This is a genomic window from Micromonospora sp. C28ISP2-4 (genome assembly GCF_030519385.1).
GTDB classification, from domain to species: Bacteria; Actinomycetota; Actinomycetes; order Mycobacteriales; family Micromonosporaceae; genus Micromonospora; species Micromonospora tulbaghiae.
On the sequence record NZ_JAUMKG010000005.1, the window covers coordinates 142,337 to 161,488 of the forward strand.

General features: G+C 73.9%; 18 protein-coding genes. 3 read left to right on the forward strand and 15 right to left on the reverse strand.

Annotated features, from left to right (window positions below):
- Positions 1-8: 8 nt before the first annotated feature.
- Positions 9-1,175 carry a serine hydrolase gene (locus Q3W68_RS19510; protein WP_302906806.1) on the reverse strand — a complete coding sequence of 389 codons (1,167 nt, stop codon included), beginning with the start codon at positions 1,173-1,175 and terminating at the stop codon, positions 9-11.
- A gap of 235 nt (positions 1,176-1,410) precedes the next feature.
- Here Q3W68_RS19510 and Q3W68_RS19515 point away from each other — a divergent pair, with 235 nt between their 5' ends.
- From Q3W68_RS19515 to Q3W68_RS19525, 3 genes are all read left to right on the forward strand, one after another.
- Positions 1,411-1,881, forward strand: coding sequence for a hemerythrin domain-containing protein (locus tag Q3W68_RS19515; RefSeq protein ID WP_302906807.1), 471 nt, complete (start codon positions 1,411-1,413; stop codon positions 1,879-1,881).
- A gap of 229 nt (positions 1,882-2,110) precedes the next feature.
- Positions 2,111-3,730, forward strand: coding sequence for a cellulose-binding domain-containing protein (locus Q3W68_RS19520; protein WP_302906808.1), 1,620 nt, complete (start codon positions 2,111-2,113; stop codon positions 3,728-3,730).
- A gap of 141 nt (positions 3,731-3,871) precedes the next feature.
- Positions 3,872-5,380 (forward strand): PLP-dependent aminotransferase family protein, encoded by a 1,509-nt coding sequence (locus Q3W68_RS19525; RefSeq protein ID WP_302906809.1) that lies wholly within the window; start codon positions 3,872-3,874, stop codon positions 5,378-5,380.
- Here Q3W68_RS19525 and Q3W68_RS19530 read toward each other — a convergent pair.
- The 14 genes from Q3W68_RS19530 to Q3W68_RS19595 form a co-directional block, all read right to left on the reverse strand.
- Positions 5,325-6,788: a UbiD family decarboxylase gene (locus tag Q3W68_RS19530; RefSeq protein ID WP_302906810.1), complete on the reverse strand. Its 1,464-nt coding sequence runs from the start codon at positions 6,786-6,788 to the stop codon at positions 5,325-5,327. The two genes, Q3W68_RS19525 and Q3W68_RS19530, sit on opposite strands and share 56 nt — an antisense overlap.
- Complete coding sequence (locus Q3W68_RS19535; protein WP_302906811.1) at positions 6,785-7,138, reverse strand: chorismate mutase; 354 nt, start codon at positions 7,136-7,138, stop codon at positions 6,785-6,787. Before Q3W68_RS19535 ends, Q3W68_RS19530 begins: the two co-directional genes overlap by 4 nt.
- Positions 7,135-7,482, reverse strand: a complete 348-nt coding sequence (locus tag Q3W68_RS19540) for a cupin domain-containing protein (RefSeq protein ID WP_013477221.1) — start codon at positions 7,480-7,482, stop codon at positions 7,135-7,137. Before Q3W68_RS19540 ends, Q3W68_RS19535 begins: the two co-directional genes overlap by 4 nt.
- Positions 7,472-8,176: a flavodoxin family protein gene (locus Q3W68_RS19545; protein WP_302906812.1), complete on the reverse strand. Its 705-nt coding sequence runs from the start codon at positions 8,174-8,176 to the stop codon at positions 7,472-7,474. The genes Q3W68_RS19540 and Q3W68_RS19545 overlap by 11 nt, the downstream gene beginning before the upstream one ends.
- 57 nt (positions 8,177-8,233) lie before the next feature.
- Positions 8,234-9,538: a TrpB-like pyridoxal phosphate-dependent enzyme gene (locus Q3W68_RS19550; protein WP_302906813.1), complete on the reverse strand. Its 1,305-nt coding sequence runs from the start codon at positions 9,536-9,538 to the stop codon at positions 8,234-8,236.
- 29 nt (positions 9,539-9,567) lie between these two features.
- Positions 9,568-10,791 (reverse strand): MFS transporter, encoded by a 1,224-nt coding sequence (locus tag Q3W68_RS19555; protein WP_302906814.1) that lies wholly within the window; start codon positions 10,789-10,791, stop codon positions 9,568-9,570.
- Positions 10,782-12,017: an ATP-grasp domain-containing protein gene (locus Q3W68_RS19560; protein ID WP_302906815.1), complete on the reverse strand. Its 1,236-nt coding sequence runs from the start codon at positions 12,015-12,017 to the stop codon at positions 10,782-10,784. The genes Q3W68_RS19555 and Q3W68_RS19560 overlap by 10 nt, the downstream gene beginning before the upstream one ends.
- Positions 12,014-12,799, reverse strand: a complete 786-nt coding sequence (locus Q3W68_RS19565; RefSeq protein WP_302906816.1) for a B3/4 domain-containing protein — start codon at positions 12,797-12,799, stop codon at positions 12,014-12,016. The genes Q3W68_RS19560 and Q3W68_RS19565 overlap by 4 nt, the downstream gene beginning before the upstream one ends.
- A 133-nt stretch (positions 12,800-12,932) precedes the next feature.
- On the reverse strand, positions 12,933-14,222 hold the full coding sequence (locus Q3W68_RS19570; RefSeq protein ID WP_302906817.1) for an amidohydrolase family protein: 1,290 nt from the start codon (positions 14,220-14,222) through the stop codon (positions 12,933-12,935).
- Between the two features lie 5 nt (positions 14,223-14,227).
- A complete protein-coding gene (locus Q3W68_RS19575) occupies positions 14,228-14,902 on the reverse strand; it encodes a prephenate dehydratase (RefSeq protein WP_302906818.1) in 675 nt (224 codons plus the stop codon).
- A complete protein-coding gene (locus Q3W68_RS19580; protein ID WP_302906819.1) occupies positions 14,886-16,307 on the reverse strand; it encodes a phenylacetate--CoA ligase family protein in 1,422 nt (473 codons plus the stop codon). Before Q3W68_RS19580 ends, Q3W68_RS19575 begins: the two co-directional genes overlap by 17 nt.
- Before the next feature lie 24 nt (positions 16,308-16,331).
- Complete coding sequence (locus Q3W68_RS19585; protein WP_302906820.1) at positions 16,332-17,042, reverse strand: SDR family NAD(P)-dependent oxidoreductase; 711 nt, start codon at positions 17,040-17,042, stop codon at positions 16,332-16,334.
- Between the two features lie 16 nt (positions 17,043-17,058).
- Complete coding sequence (locus Q3W68_RS19590; RefSeq protein WP_302906821.1) at positions 17,059-17,649, reverse strand: aminodeoxychorismate/anthranilate synthase component II; 591 nt, start codon at positions 17,647-17,649, stop codon at positions 17,059-17,061.
- On the reverse strand, positions 17,646-19,106 hold the full coding sequence (locus tag Q3W68_RS19595; protein ID WP_302906822.1) for an anthranilate synthase component I family protein: 1,461 nt from the start codon (positions 19,104-19,106) through the stop codon (positions 17,646-17,648). Before Q3W68_RS19595 ends, Q3W68_RS19590 begins: the two co-directional genes overlap by 4 nt.
- Positions 19,107-19,152 lie beyond the last annotated feature (46 nt).

Genomic DNA, 19,152 nt, shown 5'->3' on the forward strand with positions numbered 1-19,152 from the left:
GACCCGGATCAGCGGCGGGTGCCGCACAGCGCCGCGTCGACCGTGCTGGTCACCGCCTCCAGCATCTCCGTGCTCGTCGGCAGCCCGGTCACCGCGACCACAGCGCTGCGCCCGTCGGCGGTGGACAGGTTGCGCGTCTCGAAGCCCTGGATGTCACCGCCGTGTCCCCAGGCGTGACCGCCGCAGGGCAGCTCGTGTCGGGCGATGCCCAGGCCGTACTCCCAGACGCCGGTGGGCTCGAAGTCGGGCGCCGGCACCGTGCGCGTCAGGGCGGCCTGCTGGGCCGGCTTGAGCAGCTTGCCCGCCAGCAGCGCCTCGAAGAACGTCCGCAGGTCCGACGGGGTCGAGACGAGCTGGCCGGCGGCCCAGCCCAGGGACGGGTCCATCCGGGTCACGTCGACCCACGGCGCGCCCGGCTCCACCGCCACGTACCCGCGCGGCAGCCGGCCGGGCAGGTCCTGCTCGCCGGTCTGCGGCCAGTACGTGTCGCGCAGCCGCAGCGGCTCGATGATCCGCCGGGTGATCTCCTCACCGACCGGGCGCTGGGTGACCCGCTCGACGATCAGTCCGGCCAGGACGAAGTTGGTGTTGCTGTACTCCCACCTCTCGCCCGGCGGGAAGCGGCGGGACTGGGTGAGCGCCTCGTCCACCAGCCGGCGCGGGTCGAAGTAGTCGCTGCGGCGGTCCACCAGGTCCTGCGCCTTGCTGAACACCACGTCGTCGTAGTCGGGCAGGCCGCTGGTCTGCTGCAGCAGTTGGCGTACGGTGATCCGCCGTCCGTCGTTGCCGTTGGCGCGCACCATGCCGGGCAGGTAGCGCTCGACCGGGGCGTCCAGGTCGATCCGGCCCTCGCCGACGAGCTGGAGGACGACCACGGCGGTGAACGTCTTGGTGTTGCTGCCGATACGCACCCGGGCGTCGCGGGGGACACCCGCGCCGGTGCGCAGGTCACCGACGCCGGCGGTGTAGTCGCGCACCCGGCCGTCGCGGCGTACCGAGGCCAGCGCCCCGGGGAAGCCCTGCTCGGCGACCAGGCCGTCCAGTCGCTGCTGGACGGCGTCGGCGGCGGGACGCCGGGCGTCGGTGGTCGCGGCGGACGCGGCGGGCACACCCAGCGCGGTGACGGTGAGCAGGGCCGTGGCGCCGACGGCGAACGGGAAGGTACGGCGGGTCATGGGAACTCCTCGACGGAGGTGAACGGGTACGGCTTCAAGCCTCGTCGGAACCGGGCCCCGCGCTCCATCCCGCCAGCTGCCGGACCGGGGTAGCGCTGGCACTACTTGATGGCGTCGGTGCCGCCGGTTAGGCTCCGCCCAGCGTCGCGTGCCGGTGGCAGACCGTGTCAGGCATGGAGGCGCCGGATCGAAGGGAGCACGACGATGACACTCGTCGTCCCTTCGCCCTCGCCTCATGGCTGAGGGCGGACAGACCAGGCTGGTGGCCTGGAGCCGCGAGATGCGCGCCGTCCACGAGCGCTTGCGCGAGGCGCTGGAGGTGACCCGGCGGGCGCTGGCCGAGGGTGAGCCGGCGCGTCCCGTGACGCGTGACCTGCTGTTGTTCTGCCACGGGTTCTGCGCGGCGCTGACCGCGCATCACGAGGGCGAGGACCACAGTCTCTTTCCGGCGATCGCGGCGCGGCATCCCGGGCTGCGCGACACGCTGGACCGGCTGCGGCAGGACCACTCGATGATCGGGTACCTGCTGTCCGGGCTGAGCGCGGCGGTGGCCCGCGACGCCGCACCGGGGGAGCTGGCCCGGCACCTGGAGGGCGTGTGGGCGATCATGGAGTCGCACTTCCGGTACGAGGAACGGCAGCTTCTGACGGTGCTGGAGACGCTCTCGCTGGACGCCGAACCGGGCGACGTGTTCGGCCCGCTGTGACAGCGGTCGCGGCCCGGCGGGATGCGCGCCGCGACCGCCGGATCGTTCAGCGCGTGCGGAGGTTTGACCGCATCGATGTCCGTCGTTAGGCTGCGCTGAAAGCGCTTACTGCGCGGGAGACGTGAGCGTTCGGCATGGCACTGGCGTCCGGGTATCAAGGCCCACCCCCGACACCGACCGGGCATCGGTGCCGGCGTGGGCACGGCACCACCACCCGCAGGAGACCAGAATGATCAACCGACACCGCCGTACGGTGTTGTGGACGTCCGCCGCGGCGACGGCCGCGCTCGCCGCGTCCGGCCTGGCCGTCGGCGCGACCGCCGCCCAGGCGGCCGCCGGCTGCCGCGTCGACTACGCCGTCACGGCGCAGTGGGGCGGCGGCTTCACCGCCAACGTCAACCTGACGAACCTCGGCGACCCGCTCACCGGCTGGGTCGTCACCTGGACCTTCGGCGCCGGGCAGAGCGTCGCCCATGCCTGGGGCGCCGAGATCACCGCCAGCGGCGCCTCGGTGCGGGCCGCCAACGTCAGCTACAACGGCAGCCTGGGAACCAACGCGAGCACGTCGTTCGGCTTCAACGGCACCTGGAACAACAGCAGCAACCCGGTCCCGTCCGCGTTCGCGGTCAACGGCGTCACCTGCACCGGCGGCGTCACCCCCACCACCGGCACGCCGCCCACCAGCGCCCCGCCGCCGAGTACGCCTCCGCCCAGCAGCCCGCCCCCGAGCACGCCTCCGCCCAGCACGCCTCCGCCGTCCGGCGGCGCGATCTACGCCGCGCCGAACGGCACCGCCGGGGCGGCCGGCACCCAGGCCAGCCCCACCACGATCGCCGCGGCGATCACCCGGGTCGGCGCGGGCGGCACGATCTACCTGCGCGGCGGCACGTACAACCTGTCCCAGACGGTCACCGTCGCCGCCGGGAACAACGGCACGTCGAGCGCCCGCAAGAACCTGTACGCCTACCCGGGCGAGACGCCGATCCTGAACTTCTCGGCGATGAGCGAGGACCCGGCCGACCGGGGACTGGCGCTCAACGCCTCGTACTGGCACGTGCGCGGGCTCGTGGTGGAGCGCGCCGGTGACAACGGCATCTTCGTCGGCGGCAGCAACAACATCATCGAGCGGACGGTGACCCGCTTCAACCGCGACACCGGGCTGCAACTGTCCCGGATCGCCTCCAGCACGCCGCGCGACCAGTGGCCCGCGAACAACCTGATGGTCAGCGTGGAGTCGCACGACAACGCCGACTCCGACGGCGAGGACGCCGACGGCTTCGCGGCCAAGCTCACCGTCGGCGGCGGCAACGTCTTCCGGTACGCGGTGTCGCACCACAACATCGACGACGGGTGGGACCTCTACACCAAGTCCGACACCGGAGCGATCGGCGCGGTGACCATCGAGGACTCGCTCGCGTACAGCAACGGCACGCTGAGCAACGGCACGCAGAACGGCAACGGCGACCGCAACGGCTTCAAGCTCGGCGGCGAGGACATCGCGGTCGACCACACCGTCCGGCGCACCATCGCGTACCGCAACGGCAAGCACGGGTTCACGTACAACCGCAACCCGGGCACCATGACGATCTCGAACAACCTGAGCATCGACAACACCGAACGCAACTTCTCGTTCGACGCCGGCACCTCGGTGTTCCGGAGCAACACCTCCTGCCGCTTCGCCGGCAGCGGCTCCAACGACAAGACGGTCGGCAACGTGGACGGCTCGAACCAGTTCTGGTCCGGCACTAACGGCTCCCGCTGCGCCACGTACTCCGGCGCACTGGCCTGGTCCTTCACCACCGACGGCCGCCTGACGGTGACCCTGGGAGGCCGCCCGGTCTCCCTCTGACCCCGCACCCACCCGGTTGATCATGAAGTTGGCGGCCGAATCGGAGATCGACAACGCCGTCAACTTCATGATCGGCGGGGTGCGGGGGTGGGGTGGGACTAGGATCGCGGGCAGGGGCGGCTAGGTGGGGGAGCGTCGCGGGTGGGGTCGTCGCAGCTGCTCGTGGTGCTCGACCGGGACAGCCCGGTGCCGTTGCAGCAGCAGCTCTGCGACCAGATCAGCGGCTCCGTCCGCGCCGGCCGGCTGCGCCCCGGCGACCCGGTGCCGCCCAGCCGGGAACTGGCCCACCAGCTCGGCGTCTCCCGCACCGTTGTCACCCGCGCGTACGAGCTGCTGCGCGCCAACGGCGTCCTCACCTCCCGGCGCGGCTCCGGCACCCGGGTCAGCGACGCCCTGCCCGACCTGCCGCACCGCGACCCGCCGGCCCGCACCCCGCTGCGACCGGAACCGCCGCTGCCCACCGACGCCGGCAGCCCGCTGTGGCGACCGTGGGAGCCGGCGCCCATGCACCGGCCGGACGGGGCGTACGACTTCCGGCACGGCACCCCGGCGCTGGCGAGTTTCCCGGTGGCGCGCTGGCGGCAGTCGCTCGCCGCGGCGGTGAGCCGCGCCGACGCGGTGGCGCTTGGCTACGGCCCGGCCGAGGGCTCCCCGGCGCTGCGCGCCCAGATCGCCGCGCTGCTGCGCCGCAGCCGGGCGCTCGACGTCGCCCGCGAGCACACCATCGTCACCAGCGGCGCCACCCAGGCCATGGACATCCTGGTCCGGCTGCTCGTCGGCCCGGACGACGTGGTGGTGATCGAGGACCCCAGCCACACAGTGCTGCGGCAGATCTTCGGCTACTCGCGGGCCGCCGTGGTGCCGGTGCCGGTCGACGAGGAAGGGCTGCGCGTCGGCGAGATCGAGGACCGGGTACGCGGCCACGGCCTGGACCCGGCCCGGGTCCGGCTGGTGTACGTCACGCCGTCGCACCAGTTCCCGACCGGTTTCGTCATGTCCGAGCGGCGGCGGCGGGCGCTGCTGCGCTGGGCGCGCGAGCACGCCGTCACGGTGCTGGAGGACGACTACCACAACGAGTTCACCTTCGCCGCCGAGCGTCTGCCGTCACTGGCGGCCGACCCGCAGGGCGCGGACGTGGCGTACGTGGGCAGCTTCAGCAAGACGCTGTTCCCGTCGCTGCGCATCGGCTACGCGGTGCTGCCCCCGCACCTGGTCCGGCCGTTCCTCGGCATCAAGTGGATCACCGACCGGCTGACCCCGACGCTGACCCAGGAGGCGCTCGCCGAGTTCATCGACTCCGGCGCGTACGCCCGGCACATCGCCCGGATGGACCGTCTCTACCGGCAGCGACGGGCCCGGCTGCTGGAGGCGCTCTACGAGCACTTCGGCGCCGGGGTACGCGTGTCCGGCGCCGCCGCCGGGCTGCACGTGCTGGTCACGCTCGGCGGCGCGCCCGGCGCCGGCGAGGCGGCGATCGTGCGAGCCGCCGCCGCGCGCGGCGTCCGGGTCTACCCCGCCTCCGGCTACTTCGTCACCCACCCGCCGTCGGAGCCGACGTTCCTGATCGGGTACGCGGCGCTGCCCACCAACCGGATCAGCGAGGGAGTGGCGCTGCTGGCCGGCGCGGCACGGGAAGCGACGGCTCGGTGAACCGGGGCCGGCGGAACCGGTCCCGCTGGGCGTACGGCACCGTGCAGTCGAACACCGCCTTCGCGGTGCGCCCGTCGGCGGACAGCGACCGGGAGTAGCCGGTGTGCTGGCTCGGGTCCAGCGGGAAGCCCTCCCGGTCGGCCAGCACACGCAGGTCCTGGTCCGCCTGGAACCGGGTCACCATGGCCCACCACAGGTCCTGGTCGGACTCCATGTCGACGTCCTCGTCCACGCACAGCACCAGCTTGGCCATCCGGAAGCCGTCCAGCACCGCCTCCGCCGCGTCCCGTACCGCGTCGTCGTCGGCCGGGCCGCGCTTGGCCGGCCACTGGAGCACCACCATGAGCTGGCCGCCGCCGGCGGTGTGGCAGTGCGCGGCCAGCGCCGGCGTGCCCCGGCGGCGCAGCAGGTCCAGCACCGCGGCCTCCATCCCGAAGCCGAGCAGCACCGACTGCTCGTGCCCGGGGCCGGAGACGGCCTGCAGGATCGGGCTCTCCCGCGCGGTGATCGCCGTGACCCGGATCAGTGGCAGCGACGGGTGCGCGCGACCCTGGTAACCGAGGAACTCCGGGGTGGCGACCGCGCCGTGCCGGCTCTCCGGAGCGTGCTCGGCCAGCAGTTCGCCCTCGATGACGTACTCGGCGTGCGCGACGAACTCGGCGTCCACAGTGGCGCAGGGCAGCAGCTCGACCGGCCGGCCGGCGAGCGCCCCGGCCACCGCCAGCTCGTCCAGGTCCGGCGGCACGAGCGAGGTGGGGCAGCAGGACGACAGCAGCACCGCCGGGCCGAGCCCGAGGTGGATCGCCACCGGCAGTGCCGTGCCCCGGCGCAACGCGGCCTGGTGGGCCAGTTCCAGGTCGCGGCCGGGGACCATCCAGATGGTCAGCGTGTCCGGGCCCTGCACGCACATCCGGTGCACGGACAGGTTGCGGACCCCGGTGTCCGGGTCGGTGGCGAGCACCGCCCCGAGCGTCAGGTAGGGGCCGGCGTCCTCGTCGGTGAGCACCGGCACCGGCAGCGCGGTGAGGTCCGGCGGCAGCCGGTGCCGGGGCCAGCGCGCCGGGTCGGCGGCGGGCACCGGGGGCCGGGGCGCGGCCACCGCGTCGAGCAGCCGGTGCGGCAGCTCGGCCGGGGTGACACCGAGCAGTCCGGCGGCGCGGCGCCTGGTGCCGTAGAGGCCCATCAGCACGGCGCGGGTGGGGCCGTGCTCGGGGCGTACCCGGTCGAACAGCACCGCCGGGCCGGGCCCGGTGGGTGGCGCGGCGGGCGCGCCGGCCCAGCGGGCGTAGTGCGCGGAGACGCCGTAGCGGGCGGGCAGCTCCTCGGCGACGCGGACCAGCTCGCCGGGCAGCGGGTCGAGCGTGGCGAGCGCGTGCCGTAGGTCGACGTGCGCTCGGCCGCCGGTCATCGCCGCTCCGGCGCCGCCGGGGCGGCCGGCGCCGCCCCGGCGGCACGGCGGTCCGCCAGCATCTCCTGCTGCATCCGGGTCAGCTCCTCGATCAGCGTGCGGTACGTGGCCACCGCGACCTCCGGTGGCATGCCGTGCCGGCCGGCCAGCTCGGCGACCCGGTCGAGCACCTGCCGGACCCGGTCCGGCGACCGTACGGCCGCCTCGTCGGACTTGTGCGCGGTCAGCTCCCGGACCACCCGGGTACGGACCGCCAGCAACTCGACGATCCGCTGGTCGAGCCGGTCCACGGCGGCCCGCAGCTCGGTGATGCGGGCGGCGCCGTCGGACCCGGCGGGCGCGTCGCTCACGGCTGGTCGACCCGGTCGACCACGAACACGACTGTGGGCTCGTCCGCGCTGCCCTGCGAGCGGTGCTCCTCGTCGTCCGGGATGACGAAGCCCATGCCGGGGCGGCAGGGCACCGAGCGGTCGCGGAAGTGGATGGTGAACTCGCCCCGCAGCACGTAGCCGGTGTGCCCGCGCAGGCACCAGTGGTGCTCGTCGAACCCGGCGGGCAGCTCCAGCAGGCGCAGCCGCTGCCCCCCGACGTACGCGATCTTGACCCGGCCCTCGGCGCCGGGCTTGTCCCACTTCTCCCACTCGGTGGCGGGGAAGTCGATGCCGACCGGGACGGTCGCCTGCTCAGTGGACATTCTCGGTGTCTCCTCTGGTCGGTAGGGCTTCGGCGCGGCGGGGCTGCGGTACGCGTTCGTTGCGGTCCCGCCGGGGCAGGACCGGGCCGCCGGTGACCCGCTGGTGGCGTTTGAGCAGCTGCACCATGTCGACCATCCGGTGCACCATGCGTTCCAGCGCGTCCACGCCCTCGGGGTCGGTCAGGCCGGGCGTGCCGGTGGTGTTGCGCAGCAGGACCGGGAAGCCGCTGCCAACCAGGATCATGCGGTTGAGCAGCAGGTTGTTGACGATCTGGTTGTGCACCGACGAGTCGCTGTAGCGGCGGCCGGTGACGATGATGCCGCCGACCTTGTCGGCCAGGGGGCGGGTGAAGCGCAGGTAGCCGACCCCGGCGCGCTCGATGAAGATCTGCATCAGGTGGGCCAGGCCGAAGCCGTGCACCGGCGCGGCATAGATCAGGCCGTCGGCGCCGACCATCTGCTCCACCAGGGCGGGGACGTCGTCGTCCACTGTGCACGGCAGCGTACGGCTGTTGCAGTCGCCGCACGGGCTGCACGGCGAGATCCGGTGCTCGCGCAGCCGGATGGTGCGCAGGACGGCCCCGCGCTCGGCGATCAGGCGTCCGGCGTGCGCGACCGCGAGATCGGTGTTGCCGCCCGCCCGTTCGGATCCGTTGATGGCCAGGATGGTGGCTGCTTCGCTGGGCAATCGCACCCCCGAGGGCTCGTCGGCGGGGCGCGGCGCCGCACCGCGCCGCGTCCCGGCCCGGTGTCAGTCCGTCAGCTTTCCGGCGAAGTAGTCGATGTACGCCTGCATGTCGAAGTGGCCGTGCCCGGACAGGGAGAACAGGATCGCCTTCTCCTCGCCGGTCTCCCGGCAGCGCAGCGCCTCGTCCACGGCGACCCGAACCGCGTGGCTGGACTCCGGCGCCGGCACGATCCCCTCGCTGCGGGCGAACCGCACGCCCGCCTCGAAGCAGGCGGTCTGCGGCACCGCCCGCGCCTCGATCAGGTCCACCTCGCGCAGCGCGCTCACGATCGGCGCCATGCCGTGGTAGCGCAGCCCGCCGGCGTGGATCGCGGGCGGCCGGAAGTCGTGGCCGAGCGTGTGCATCTTGGCCAGCGGGGTGAGCCCGGCGGTGTCGCCGAAGTCGTAGTCGTAGCTGCCCCGGGTCAGCGACGGGCAGGACGACGGTTCGGCGGCCAGGAACCGCACGGTGGGACCGCCGTCGAGCTGGCGGCGCAGGAACGGCAGGGCGAGGCCGGCGAAGTTGGAGCCGCCGCCGGCCGCGCCGACCACCACGTCCGGGTAGTCGCCGGCCAGCCCCATCTGGGCCAGCGCCTCCTGGCCGATGATCGTCTGGTGCATCAGCACCAGGTTCAGCACCGAGCCGAGCGCGTACCGGGCGGCGCCGCCGCTGTGCAGCGCGGCCTCCACCGCCTCGGAGATGGCCAGGCCGAGGCTGCCGGTGGAGTCCGGGTCGGTGGCCAGCACCGCCCGGCCGGCCTCGGTACGGTCGCTGGGGCTGGCGGTGACCGAGGCGCCGAACGTCTCCATCAGGCCGCGCCGGTACGGCTTCTGGTCGTAGCTGACCCGCACCATGAAGACCTCGCACTCGAGGTCGAAGTAGGCGCACGCCATCGACAGCGAGCTGCCCCACTGGCCGGCGCCGGTCTCGGTGGTCAGCCGCCGTACGCCGTCGAGCTTGCTGTAGTACGCCTGCGGGACGGCGGTGTTCGGCTTGTGGCTGCCGGCCGGACTGACCCCCTCGTACTTGAAGTAGATCCGCGCCGGGGTGTCCAGGTCGCGTTCCAGCCGGCGGGCCCGGATCAGCGGGCTGGGCCGCCACTGCCGGTAGATGTCGAGCACCGGGCCGGGGATGTCCACGTCCCGTTCGGTGGAGAACTCCTGCGCGATCAGCTCGGACGCGAACAGCGGCGCCAGGTCGGCCGGTGTGATCGGCTCCCGGGTGCCGGGGTGCAGCATCGGCGGCAGCCCCTTGGGCAGGTCGGGAACGACGTTGTACCAGGTCGTCGGGATGTCACTCTCGGGCAGGACGAACTTCGTGGCGGTCATGGGCCTCTTCCGGTGAGGGGTCGGGCGGGTCAGGGACGGGCGGGGGCCGGCGCGGCGGGCTCCGGCACCGGCCGGGCCTCGGGTCGGATTCGCAGCGCTGCGAACGCGAGGACGCCTGCGAGCGGGGTCAGCAGCAGCAGGAGCAGCACGGGCCGGTGCCCGTGCGCCTGCCAGACGAAGCCCAGCCCCATCGGCACCACCAGCCGGGCGGAGCTGAGCACGAAACCGTTGAGCGCCATGAACGCGCCGACCCGGCGCGGCTCGACGTGGTCGGCGATGTAGGTGGGCACCACCACCGAGGCGATGATCTCGCCGAGCGTCCAGACGACAGTGGACAGCAGCACCGCGGGCAGCGAGAACGCGAACACCAGCACCGCCATCCCGGCCGACCAGAGCAGGCCGGCGACGACGAGCAGCGTGCGGGTCGGGTACGCCTTGATCCGCTTCTCGATGAGCATTCCGGCGCCCACCACGACGATGCTGTTGATGGTGTAGACCGCGCCGACCACCGCCACCGACGAGTTCAGCACCCCGGTGACCGCCAGCGGCAGCGTGTACTCCAGGCCGATCAGCGGCGCGACGTAGCAGAACGAGAGCACCACCAGCACCGCGACGTCCAGGTCGCGCCGCAGGGCCGCCCGGCGCAGCCCGGCCGTCGCCGGTGTCCCGGCCGCGTCGCGGCGGGTGTCGGCGGGTACGCTGAGCCGGATGGTGAGCGCCGCGAGCAGCCCGAGCAGGATGTTCCCGGCGAACATCAGCCCGTACGAGTACGCCGCGGCCAGGCCGCCCAGCAGCGGCCCGACGCCCATGCCGAGGTTGTTGGCGATGTAGCTGACCGTGTACGCGAACGGCCGCTGCTCCGGCTCGGCCAGGTCGGCGATCAGCGTGTTGGCGGCGGGCGCGAACATGCCCATGCCGACGAGCGCGACGAACAGCAGCGCCGCGTACGTCCACGGCGGGCCGTCCAGCACCGCCAGCCCGAGGTAGCCGGCCGCGTTGAGCAGCAGGCTGGACACCAGCGCGGCCCGCCGGCCGGCGCGGGCGCAGACCGGGCCGCTGAGCAGGCTCCCGGCGAGCAGGCCGGTGCTGCCGACCGAGATCAGCACACCCGCCTCGCCGGTGCTCAGGCCACGGCTGCGCACCAGGTAGACAGCGAGCAGCGGAAAGACGAACATGCCCGCGCGGTTGATGAACGAGGCGAGCACCAGCATCCGCAGCGGGCGCGGCAGCGCCCGGAACCGGCTCAGCCACATGACGCCTCCCCGGCCGGTTCGGTACGCACCTGGAAGGCGTCCCGGATGGTCTTGAACCGGGCGCGTACGTCGTCGAAGTCCCGGCCCTCGCAGACGTACCAGCCGAGCACGTCGTTGGAGGCGGTCGGCGGGGCGAGCACGTCGCCGACGCCCTTCCACACGTCGGCGTCGAGGACCGAGTCCAGCGCCCGCAACTCCTCGGCGGTGGTGATCGCGGTGATGCGGCCGTACCGGTCGGAGCAGAGGTATTCGGTGCCCGTCTCCGCGCCCAGCACGGCGGCGGGCCGGTGCCCGGGATCCAGTTCCAGCCGGCACCACTCGCCGGCCAGGTTGATGCCGCGCCCGGCCTCGATGGCCGGGACGATCGACCCGCCGCCGGCCCGGGCCGCCGCCTCGCCGAACACCACCTCGCCGTCGTCGCGGAGGAAGAACTCCACGTGCGCGACCCCGGTACGCATGCCGAAGCCGCGCAGGAGCCCGGCGTTGGCGGTGAGGATGCGCCGCTCCGCGGGGCTCAGGTCGTGCTTGCGGGAGATCGTGCCGCCGGGCTCGTCGCGGAACTCCAGCACCGAGTACGTGTAACGGGAGAGCTGCTCGAAGACCACCTCGCCGTCGCGCAGCAGCGAGTCGACGTGGTACTCCGCGCCGCGGACGTACTCCTCGACCCGGTAGTCGTGGCGTGCGTCGGCGACCAACGGCCACACCCGGGCCAGGTCGTCGGCCGAGTCCACCCGGTGGGTGTCGCCGCAGGCCCAGCCGGCGTACGGCTTGACCACGACCGGCCAGCCCACCTCGGCGGCGAACTCGGCCACCGCGCCGACGGTGTCCGGGCGGCAGGAGCGGGCCACCGGCACGCCCAGCTCGACGGCGCGGCGGTGCATCACGTTCTTGTCCCGGAAGGCGAGGGCCTGCTCCGGGTCCAGGCCGGGGATGCCGTGGTCGCGCCGGCACCGCGCGGCGGTCAGCACGTCGCCCTCGAACAGCGGGAAGATCCGCTCGATCGGGCGGCCGGCGACGATCGCCGCGACCGCCGCCCGGACCGCGTCCGGGTCGTCCAGGTCGGCCCGGTGGTAGGACAGCCCGGCGGTCTCCGGAGCCGGCTGGCCGGTGGGCAGCAGCACCACGCTGTCCACGCCGAGGTCGGTGGCGGCGGCGACCACGCTGCGGAACTGGGCGGCGTAGCGGCCGGCCGCGGGCCGGTAGACGATCAGGATCGCGCGGTTCACGAGCGGCCCCCCGGGGTGCCGGCGGGGCGCAGCGGCGCCTCGACGGCGAACACGGCGTCGCCGGTGTGCCGGTCCAGCACCGCCCGGTGCCGGGGCGCGGCGGTCAGCTCGCCGAGCACGGCGTCGAGGCGGTCCAGCGCCGCCTCCACCTGCGCCCGGCCGTCCGGGTGGGCCGCCTCGACGGTGAGCAGCAGTCGCCGCCGGCCCAGGTCGGTGCGGACCAGGTGGCCCTGGCGCCAGTTCCAGCGCCGGGAGTGGGCCCGCCCGTGGTCGTCGGCGTAGACGACCTCGCCCGGTTCGGGACGCTCCGGCGCGTCGGGCGCGCCCAGCGGCAGGTACGTCTCCGTGCCGTCGGCCGGCCGGACGACGAGCGCGGCGATGTCGTCAACCGCGCACGAGGCCACCGGCAGCGCCGAGTCCAGCGAGACGGCGTTGCAGAGGTCCACGAGCGCGTTGATCCGGGGCAGCCGGTCGCCCCGGGCGACCCGCCGGGAGATCGACTCGGCGGCGCACGGGAACCGGTTCGGGTTCACCCCCACCGCCCGGTACGCCGCCCGCCACCCGGCGATGCCCGGCAGCTCGGACACCCCGGCCTTGTCCAGGCCGGCCCGGTGCAGCGCGTCCTCGACGGCGGTCAGCCGCTGCGCGACGGCCGGGTGGGCCGGCCCGACCTCGATCGCCGGCGCGGCGAGCAGGCCGAGGACGTAGTCCGGCACGCTCGCCGTCACCCGGTCGTCGATCCGGACGGACAGCCGGTCGGCGCCGTCGCTGAGCTGGGTCATCGTCATCCCCGTCGGTTCGGTTCACACGGTCGCCCCGACCGTACGAAGCGGCGCGGCCACCGGTTGTGGCCAATCCCCGCCGATCCGGTGAGGCCAATCCGGCCCCGCACCCCGGTCCGCGCCGCCGGCGGCATCAGGCCACCCCGGCCGGCCGGCGGTCCCGGTAGGCGGCGGCGTCCCCGGCGACCACCCGTCCGCCCAGCAGCACCATCTCGATCGCCTCCGGCCGCCCCAGCACGGTGATGTCCCGCGCCGGGTCGCCGTCGGTGACCACCAGGTCCGCCAGCCGGCCCGGCTGCACCGTCCCGGCCTCGTCGCCGCGCCCGGCCAGCCGCGCGCCGTTGGCGGTGGCCCAGGTCAGCACCGTGGGCGCGGGGATGCCGGCCATGCTCACGTACGTCTCCAGCTCCTCGGCGTACCGGCCGTGCGGGGTCCAGGCGAACCCGAAGTCGTCACCGGCCACGATCGGGATGCCCATCTCCACCATCAGCGGCAGGATCCGCAGCGTGTTCTCCACCTCGGCCCGGAACTCCAGCGTCTCCAGGTATTCCGGGGTCTTGCCGTGCGCGGTGCCCGTGGTGAGCAGCCGGTGCGGCTGGTGCAGGCTCGGCACCACGAAGATGCCGCGCTCGGCGATCGCCTCCAGCGCCGCGTCGTCGGCGTACGTGGCGTGGTCGATCACGTCCACCCCGGCGGCGATGGCGTTGCGGATGCCGCCCAGCCCGCGCGAGTGCGCCCGGATCCGTACCCCCCGCTCGTGTGCGGCGCGCGCCGCGACCACCAGCTCCTCGGCGGTGAACAGCAGCTCGTGGGAGCGGCCGTTGGGGAACGTGTCGTCGCCGGTGGAGAACACCTTGATGATCTCCGCGCCCTGGGCGACCTCGGTGTCGACGTACTCGACCAGCTCCTCCGGGGTGTCGGCCAGCCGCATCAGGTCGGTGGGGATGCGCTGCTTGACCGCCGGGTTGCGCCGCTGCGGCGGCCCGGAGACCATCAGGTCCCGGCTGCACGGCGTGATCCGCGGTCCGGGCAGCCGCCCGGCGTCGATCGCCCGGCGCAGCGCCATGTCGATGCCGGCCACCGAGCCGGCGCCGACGAACGCGGTGTAGCCCAGCCGGAGCATCTCCGCCGCGTTCGCCGCCGCGCCCAGCGTCACCTCCGGGATCGAGTACTTGAACAGCGTCTCCCGGCCGTCGAGCACGTTCAGGTAGGCGATGTGGGTGTGGCCGAGCGTCATGCCCGGCATCACGGTCCGCCCGTCCAGGTCCAGCACGTCGACGTCCGGGTCGTGCAGCGGCGCCTGCGCCTCGGGCAGCACCGCGACGATCCGCTCCCCGTCGAGCAGCACGCTGTGGTGCGGCCGGGACGCCACCCCCAGCCCTTCCTGGACGGTGGCGCGGTGCAGCAACGTTCGTCGGGACACGACTGTCACTCCGGTTCTGGTCGAAGGTGCGGGCGGCGGTGGCCGAAGAGCAGCCAGACGATCTCCGCGCCGGGGCGGCGGACCACCCAGCGCAGCGCGTACCGGCGTACCCCCGGGGCGTTCGTCACCGCGAGGTCGGCGGCCCCGGCGGCGAGCAGCTCGGCGGCGTGCTGGGTGGATTCGGCGTCGAGCCACCGCATCGGGCGGTCGCGCAGCGCGGGCGGGGCGAGGTCGGCGAAGATCCGCCGGACCTCCCAGAGCGCGGCCACAGTCACCTCACCGTCACCGGGGGGCGCGTCCCGCTCCCGTGTCGCGATGCCGTACTCCGGTGTGGCCTGCGCGAAGTAGGCGTCCAGGCGCAGGTCGCGGTGCCAGTGGAAGCGGGTGGCGCCCTGGTACGCGCTCGGCACCAGGGCCTGGTCCACGCGGCGTTCCACGACCGCGCCGAGCACCGCGTCGAACGTGTCGCACAGCTCGATGCGCAGCCCGTGCCGCTCGGCCAGGAACGTGGCGGTCAGGTGGCTGGACGTGCCGGCCGGGCCGAGCGTCGCCACCGCCGTGCCGGGGTGGCTCGACCACCGGTCCACCACCGCCCGCCACCGCCGCCCGTACGCGCCCGCGAGCGGCCCGGGCAGCGCGGGCACCGGCTCGGCGGCTGTGGTGTCAGGTGTCGTAGCCACGCCTGCCCGCCATCCGCCGGGCCACCCGGGTCTCGTGGTCGTCGGCGACCCGCCGGTCCACGATCCGCGCGGCCTTCCAGCTCACGAACGCCCCGGTGCTGACGATCGGGTCCAGCCCGTCGCTCAGCTCGACCTCCACCGGCACGCCGAGCGCGGCGGAGGCCCGCCGGCGTACCCCGTCGGCCACCGCGGCCGGGTCGTCCACCAGGTCCTTCAGCAGCTCCAGCCGGACGGTGAGCCGGTCGCCGCCGCCCGGGTCGTTGTCGATCACCACCTGGTAGCCGGCCGAGCCGGTGACGCCGGTGAGCACCGCGCTCTCGATCTGCCCGGCGGTACGCCGCTGCCCGCCCAGGTCGATGCGGTCGAGCGTCCGCCCGACGATCTGCACCAGGTCGCCGGGCATCTCGCAGTCGCAGTCCGACGCGCCGACCACCACGGCGTCGCCGGTGCGGTAGCGGATCAGCGGCTTCACGCCGTCGACCAGCATGGTCACCGTGAGCTCGCCGGTGCCGCGCGGGCCGTGCGACGCGCCGGTCTCCGGGTCGACCACCTCGATCAGGTAGTTGGTCTGCGACAGGTGCATCCGCTTGTTGCGGCAGGCGGTGGCGATCACGAACGCCTCCTGCGAGCCGTACAGGATGTTGTAGACGTCGGCGCCCCAGACCGACTCCAGGTTGCGCGCCAGCGCCGGCGTGCACATCTCGCCGGTGACGAACAGCAGCCTGACCCCGAAGTCCTCGCGCAGCCGGTAGCCGTGGTGCTCGGCGGCCTTGGCCAGCATCAGCGCCACGCCCGGCGTGCAGCAGATCACCTCCAGGTCCAGGTCCCGCATCAGCTGGAGGGCCTTGGCGAACCCGATCACCGGCGAGTACGGCCAGATCTTGGCGTTCATCGCGCCGGTGTTGCGGGCCACGTCGCCGAGCGTGTCGCCGAACGAGTGCACCTCCGTCGGGCCCATCAGCCCGATCCGGGGCGCGTGGTCGCCGAAGTGGTGGCGGAAGATCGACGCCCAGGACTCGGTGACGTGGGCGTTGCTGGCCACCACCTCGCGGCCGTCGCGGGGGCACGGCGTGGCGGGTCCGGTCGTGCCTGTGGTCTCGTAGAAGAAGACGGCCTCGGCCAGCGGCCGGCTGAGCACGTCGAGCATCTCCTCGCGCAGGTGCGCCTTCGTGGTGAAGGGCAGCCGGTCGAGCGTGGCCGGGGTGATCGTGGTCAGGTCGATCCCGGCGAGCTGCCGGGCGTAGAACGGCGAGCCGGTGCTGACCTGGTCGAGCACCCGCCGCAGTTGCCGGTCCCGCCAGTCACCGAGCTGTGCCCCGGTGAGCGTGCGGTCGTAGAACGCGCGGTGCAGGCGCAGGTAGTCGGCGGCGAAGCCGGCCGCCGGGCCGGTGGTGGGAAGCCACATGGATCGGGGTCCTCTCGGTGTGCGTCAGTGCAGGCCGCCGTCGACGTCCAGCACGGAGGCGGTGACGTAGCTGCTGTCCGGGCCGGCCAGCCAGGCGACGGCGGCGGCGATCTCGTCCGGGGCGCCGAAGCGGCCGGCCGGGATGCGGGCCCGGTAGTCGTCCCGGCGGGCCGCCGGGATCCGGTCGGCCATCGGCGTCTCGACCAGCCCGGGGGCGACCGCGTTGACCCGGATGCGGTGCGTGGCCAGCGCCCGGCCGAGGCTGCGGGTGAGCGCGACGACAGCGCCCTTCGAGGCGCCGTACGCGGCGTCCGGGCTGCCGATCCGCCCGCTGATCGAGGCGACGTTGACCACGGTGCCGGGACGTCCGGCGGCCACCAGCGCCCGGGCGTACGCGAGCGTGCCGAAGAACGTCGCGCCGAGGTTGGTGTCCAGCACCTCGGCGTACGTGCGCGGGTCGTAGTCGAGGAAGTCCCGGGCCGGGTAGACGCCGGCGTTGTTGACCAGCACGGCGGGCAGGCCGTGCCGCTCGTGCACGTCGTCCAGCAGCCGCTGCGCCTGTTCCGGCACGGCCAGGTCGGCGACGAGCGCCGCGTACGCGGACGGGTCGGCGGCCGGCTCGCGGTCGACGCTGAGCACCCGGTGCCCGGCCCGGGTCAGGGCCGCGGTGACGGCCCGGCCGATGCCGCCGGCACCGCCGGTGACCACGGCCAGCCGGGGTACGGGATCGGACATGATCCGTCCCCGCCGCTCAGCCGGCGACCGGCAGCGCCGCCGGTACGCCGCGCAGGAAGTTGTCGAACAACCGCAGCCCGTCCTGAGTCGTCACGCTCTCCGGATGGAACTGCACCCCCTCGACGGCGAGCGTGCGGTGGCGCAGGCCCATCACGTAGCCGTCGTCGCCGGAGCGGGCGGTCACCTCCAGCGGGGGCGGCACCGGGTCGGCGACGACGAGCGAGTGGTACCGGGTGACGGTCAGCGGCGCCGGGGCACCCGCGTAGACGCCCCGGCCGTCGTGCGTGACCTCGCTGGTCTTGCCGTGCATCAGGTGCCGGGCCACAGCGATCGTGCCGCCGTACGCCAGGCCGATCGCCTGGTGACCGAGGCAGACGCCGAGCAGTGGCACCCGGCCGGCGAAGGCGTGCACCAGCTCGACGTGACCGGAGTCGCCGGGGTGCCCGGGCCCGGGCCCGAGCACCACCGCGTCCGGGCGCAACGCGGCGAGCTGCCGGGGGCTGCGTACCCGGGACCGGATCACCACCGTCCGGGCGCCGAGCGTGCGCAGGTACTGGTCGATGATGTGGGTGAAGCTGTCGTACGCGTCGACGAGCAGGACCTTCACGGCAGCAGCTCCTCGCCGGTCAGCGCCCAGTAGGCGGCGCTCATCTTGGCCAGCGTCTCCCGCCACTCGGCGGCCGGCGTGGAGTCGGCGACCACGCCGGCGGACGCCTGGGTGTGGTAGCGCCGGCCGTCGTGCACGACGGTGCGGATGCAGAGGGCGAGCACCGCGAACCCGCGGACGTCGACCAGGCCGATCGCGCCCGCGTAGATGCCCCGGGGGTCCGCCTCCAGCCCGTCGATGATCTCCATCGACCGCAGCTTCGGCGCGCCGGTCATGGTGCCGGCCGGGAACGCCGCGCGGATCGCCGCCCACACGTCGGCGCCGTCGTCGAGGCGACCGGAGACGGTGGAGACCAGGTGGTGCACGTACGCGAACGGCTCGACGTCGAGCATCGCGTCGACCGACAGCGTGCCCGGCTCGCAGACGCGGCCGATGTCGTTGCGGCACAGGTCGACGAGCATGACGTGCTCGGCGCGCTCCTTCTCGCTGGCCCGCAGCTCGGCCACCCGGCGGCGGTCGGTCAACGGGTCGGCCGAGCGGGTCGCGGTGCCGGCGATCGGGCGCATCGACAGCCGGTCGCCGTCCAGGCGCAGGAACAGCTCCGGGCTGGCGCCGATCACGGTGCGCCCGGCCCAGGGCGCCAGGTACATGTACGGCGACGGGCTGCGGTGCCGCAGGCGCCGGTAGACGTCCAGCGGGGTGAGGGCGGTCTCCACCTCGATGCGGTGGCCGATCTGCACCTGGTAGCTGTCGCCGACCCGGATGTGCCGCAGGCAGCGCCGCACCCGCTCGGCGAACGTCTCCTCGTCGACTGTGTCACGTATCCGGGACGGCGTGGGCGCGGGTGGCGGCGGCTGGTCGCCGGGCGTGCCGGTGAGCAGCCGCGTCACCTGTGGCGCCGGCTGCGGCGGCAGGTGCGGGCCGGTGGCGTGCAGCTGGTGTGCCGTCCCGGCGCGCAGGTCCCACCAGACGGTGTGCCGGAACAGTGTCAGCGCGCACCGGGGGAGGTCGTCGTCGACCCGGCCGAGGGTCAGCTCGTCCATGTCGCGGGCGGCCTCGTAGGCCAGGGTGGTGAGGAAACCGAAGGCGAACCGGTCGGCCGGCACTGGCGTCTCGACGGTGAAGGCGCGCTGCACGGCGCGGACCACCGACCACAGCTGCGCCGGGCCGGGCACGTGCCAGGCGGACGTGGTGCCGCGCTGCCCGGCCGGCGCGCCGAGGACGGCGGTGACCACCGCGCGCAGCGCGTCGCCGAGCGGCCCGGCGGCGGTCAGCTCGCACCTGTCGGCCAGGAACCGCAGCTCGGCGAGGCGGCCCCAGCCCACCGCCGCGGCCTGCCGGTCGGCGACCGGCCCGTCCAGGCTTTCGAAGAGGTACGCGTCGTGCGCGGCATGGCTTTGTGTCAATGCGCTGTACAACGCGAGCGGATTGATCGACGGCAGTGTGATTGAGGTCACGGAAATCGGAATGCGGTCGGCCGGCGTCGTGCGTCCCGGCGTCTCC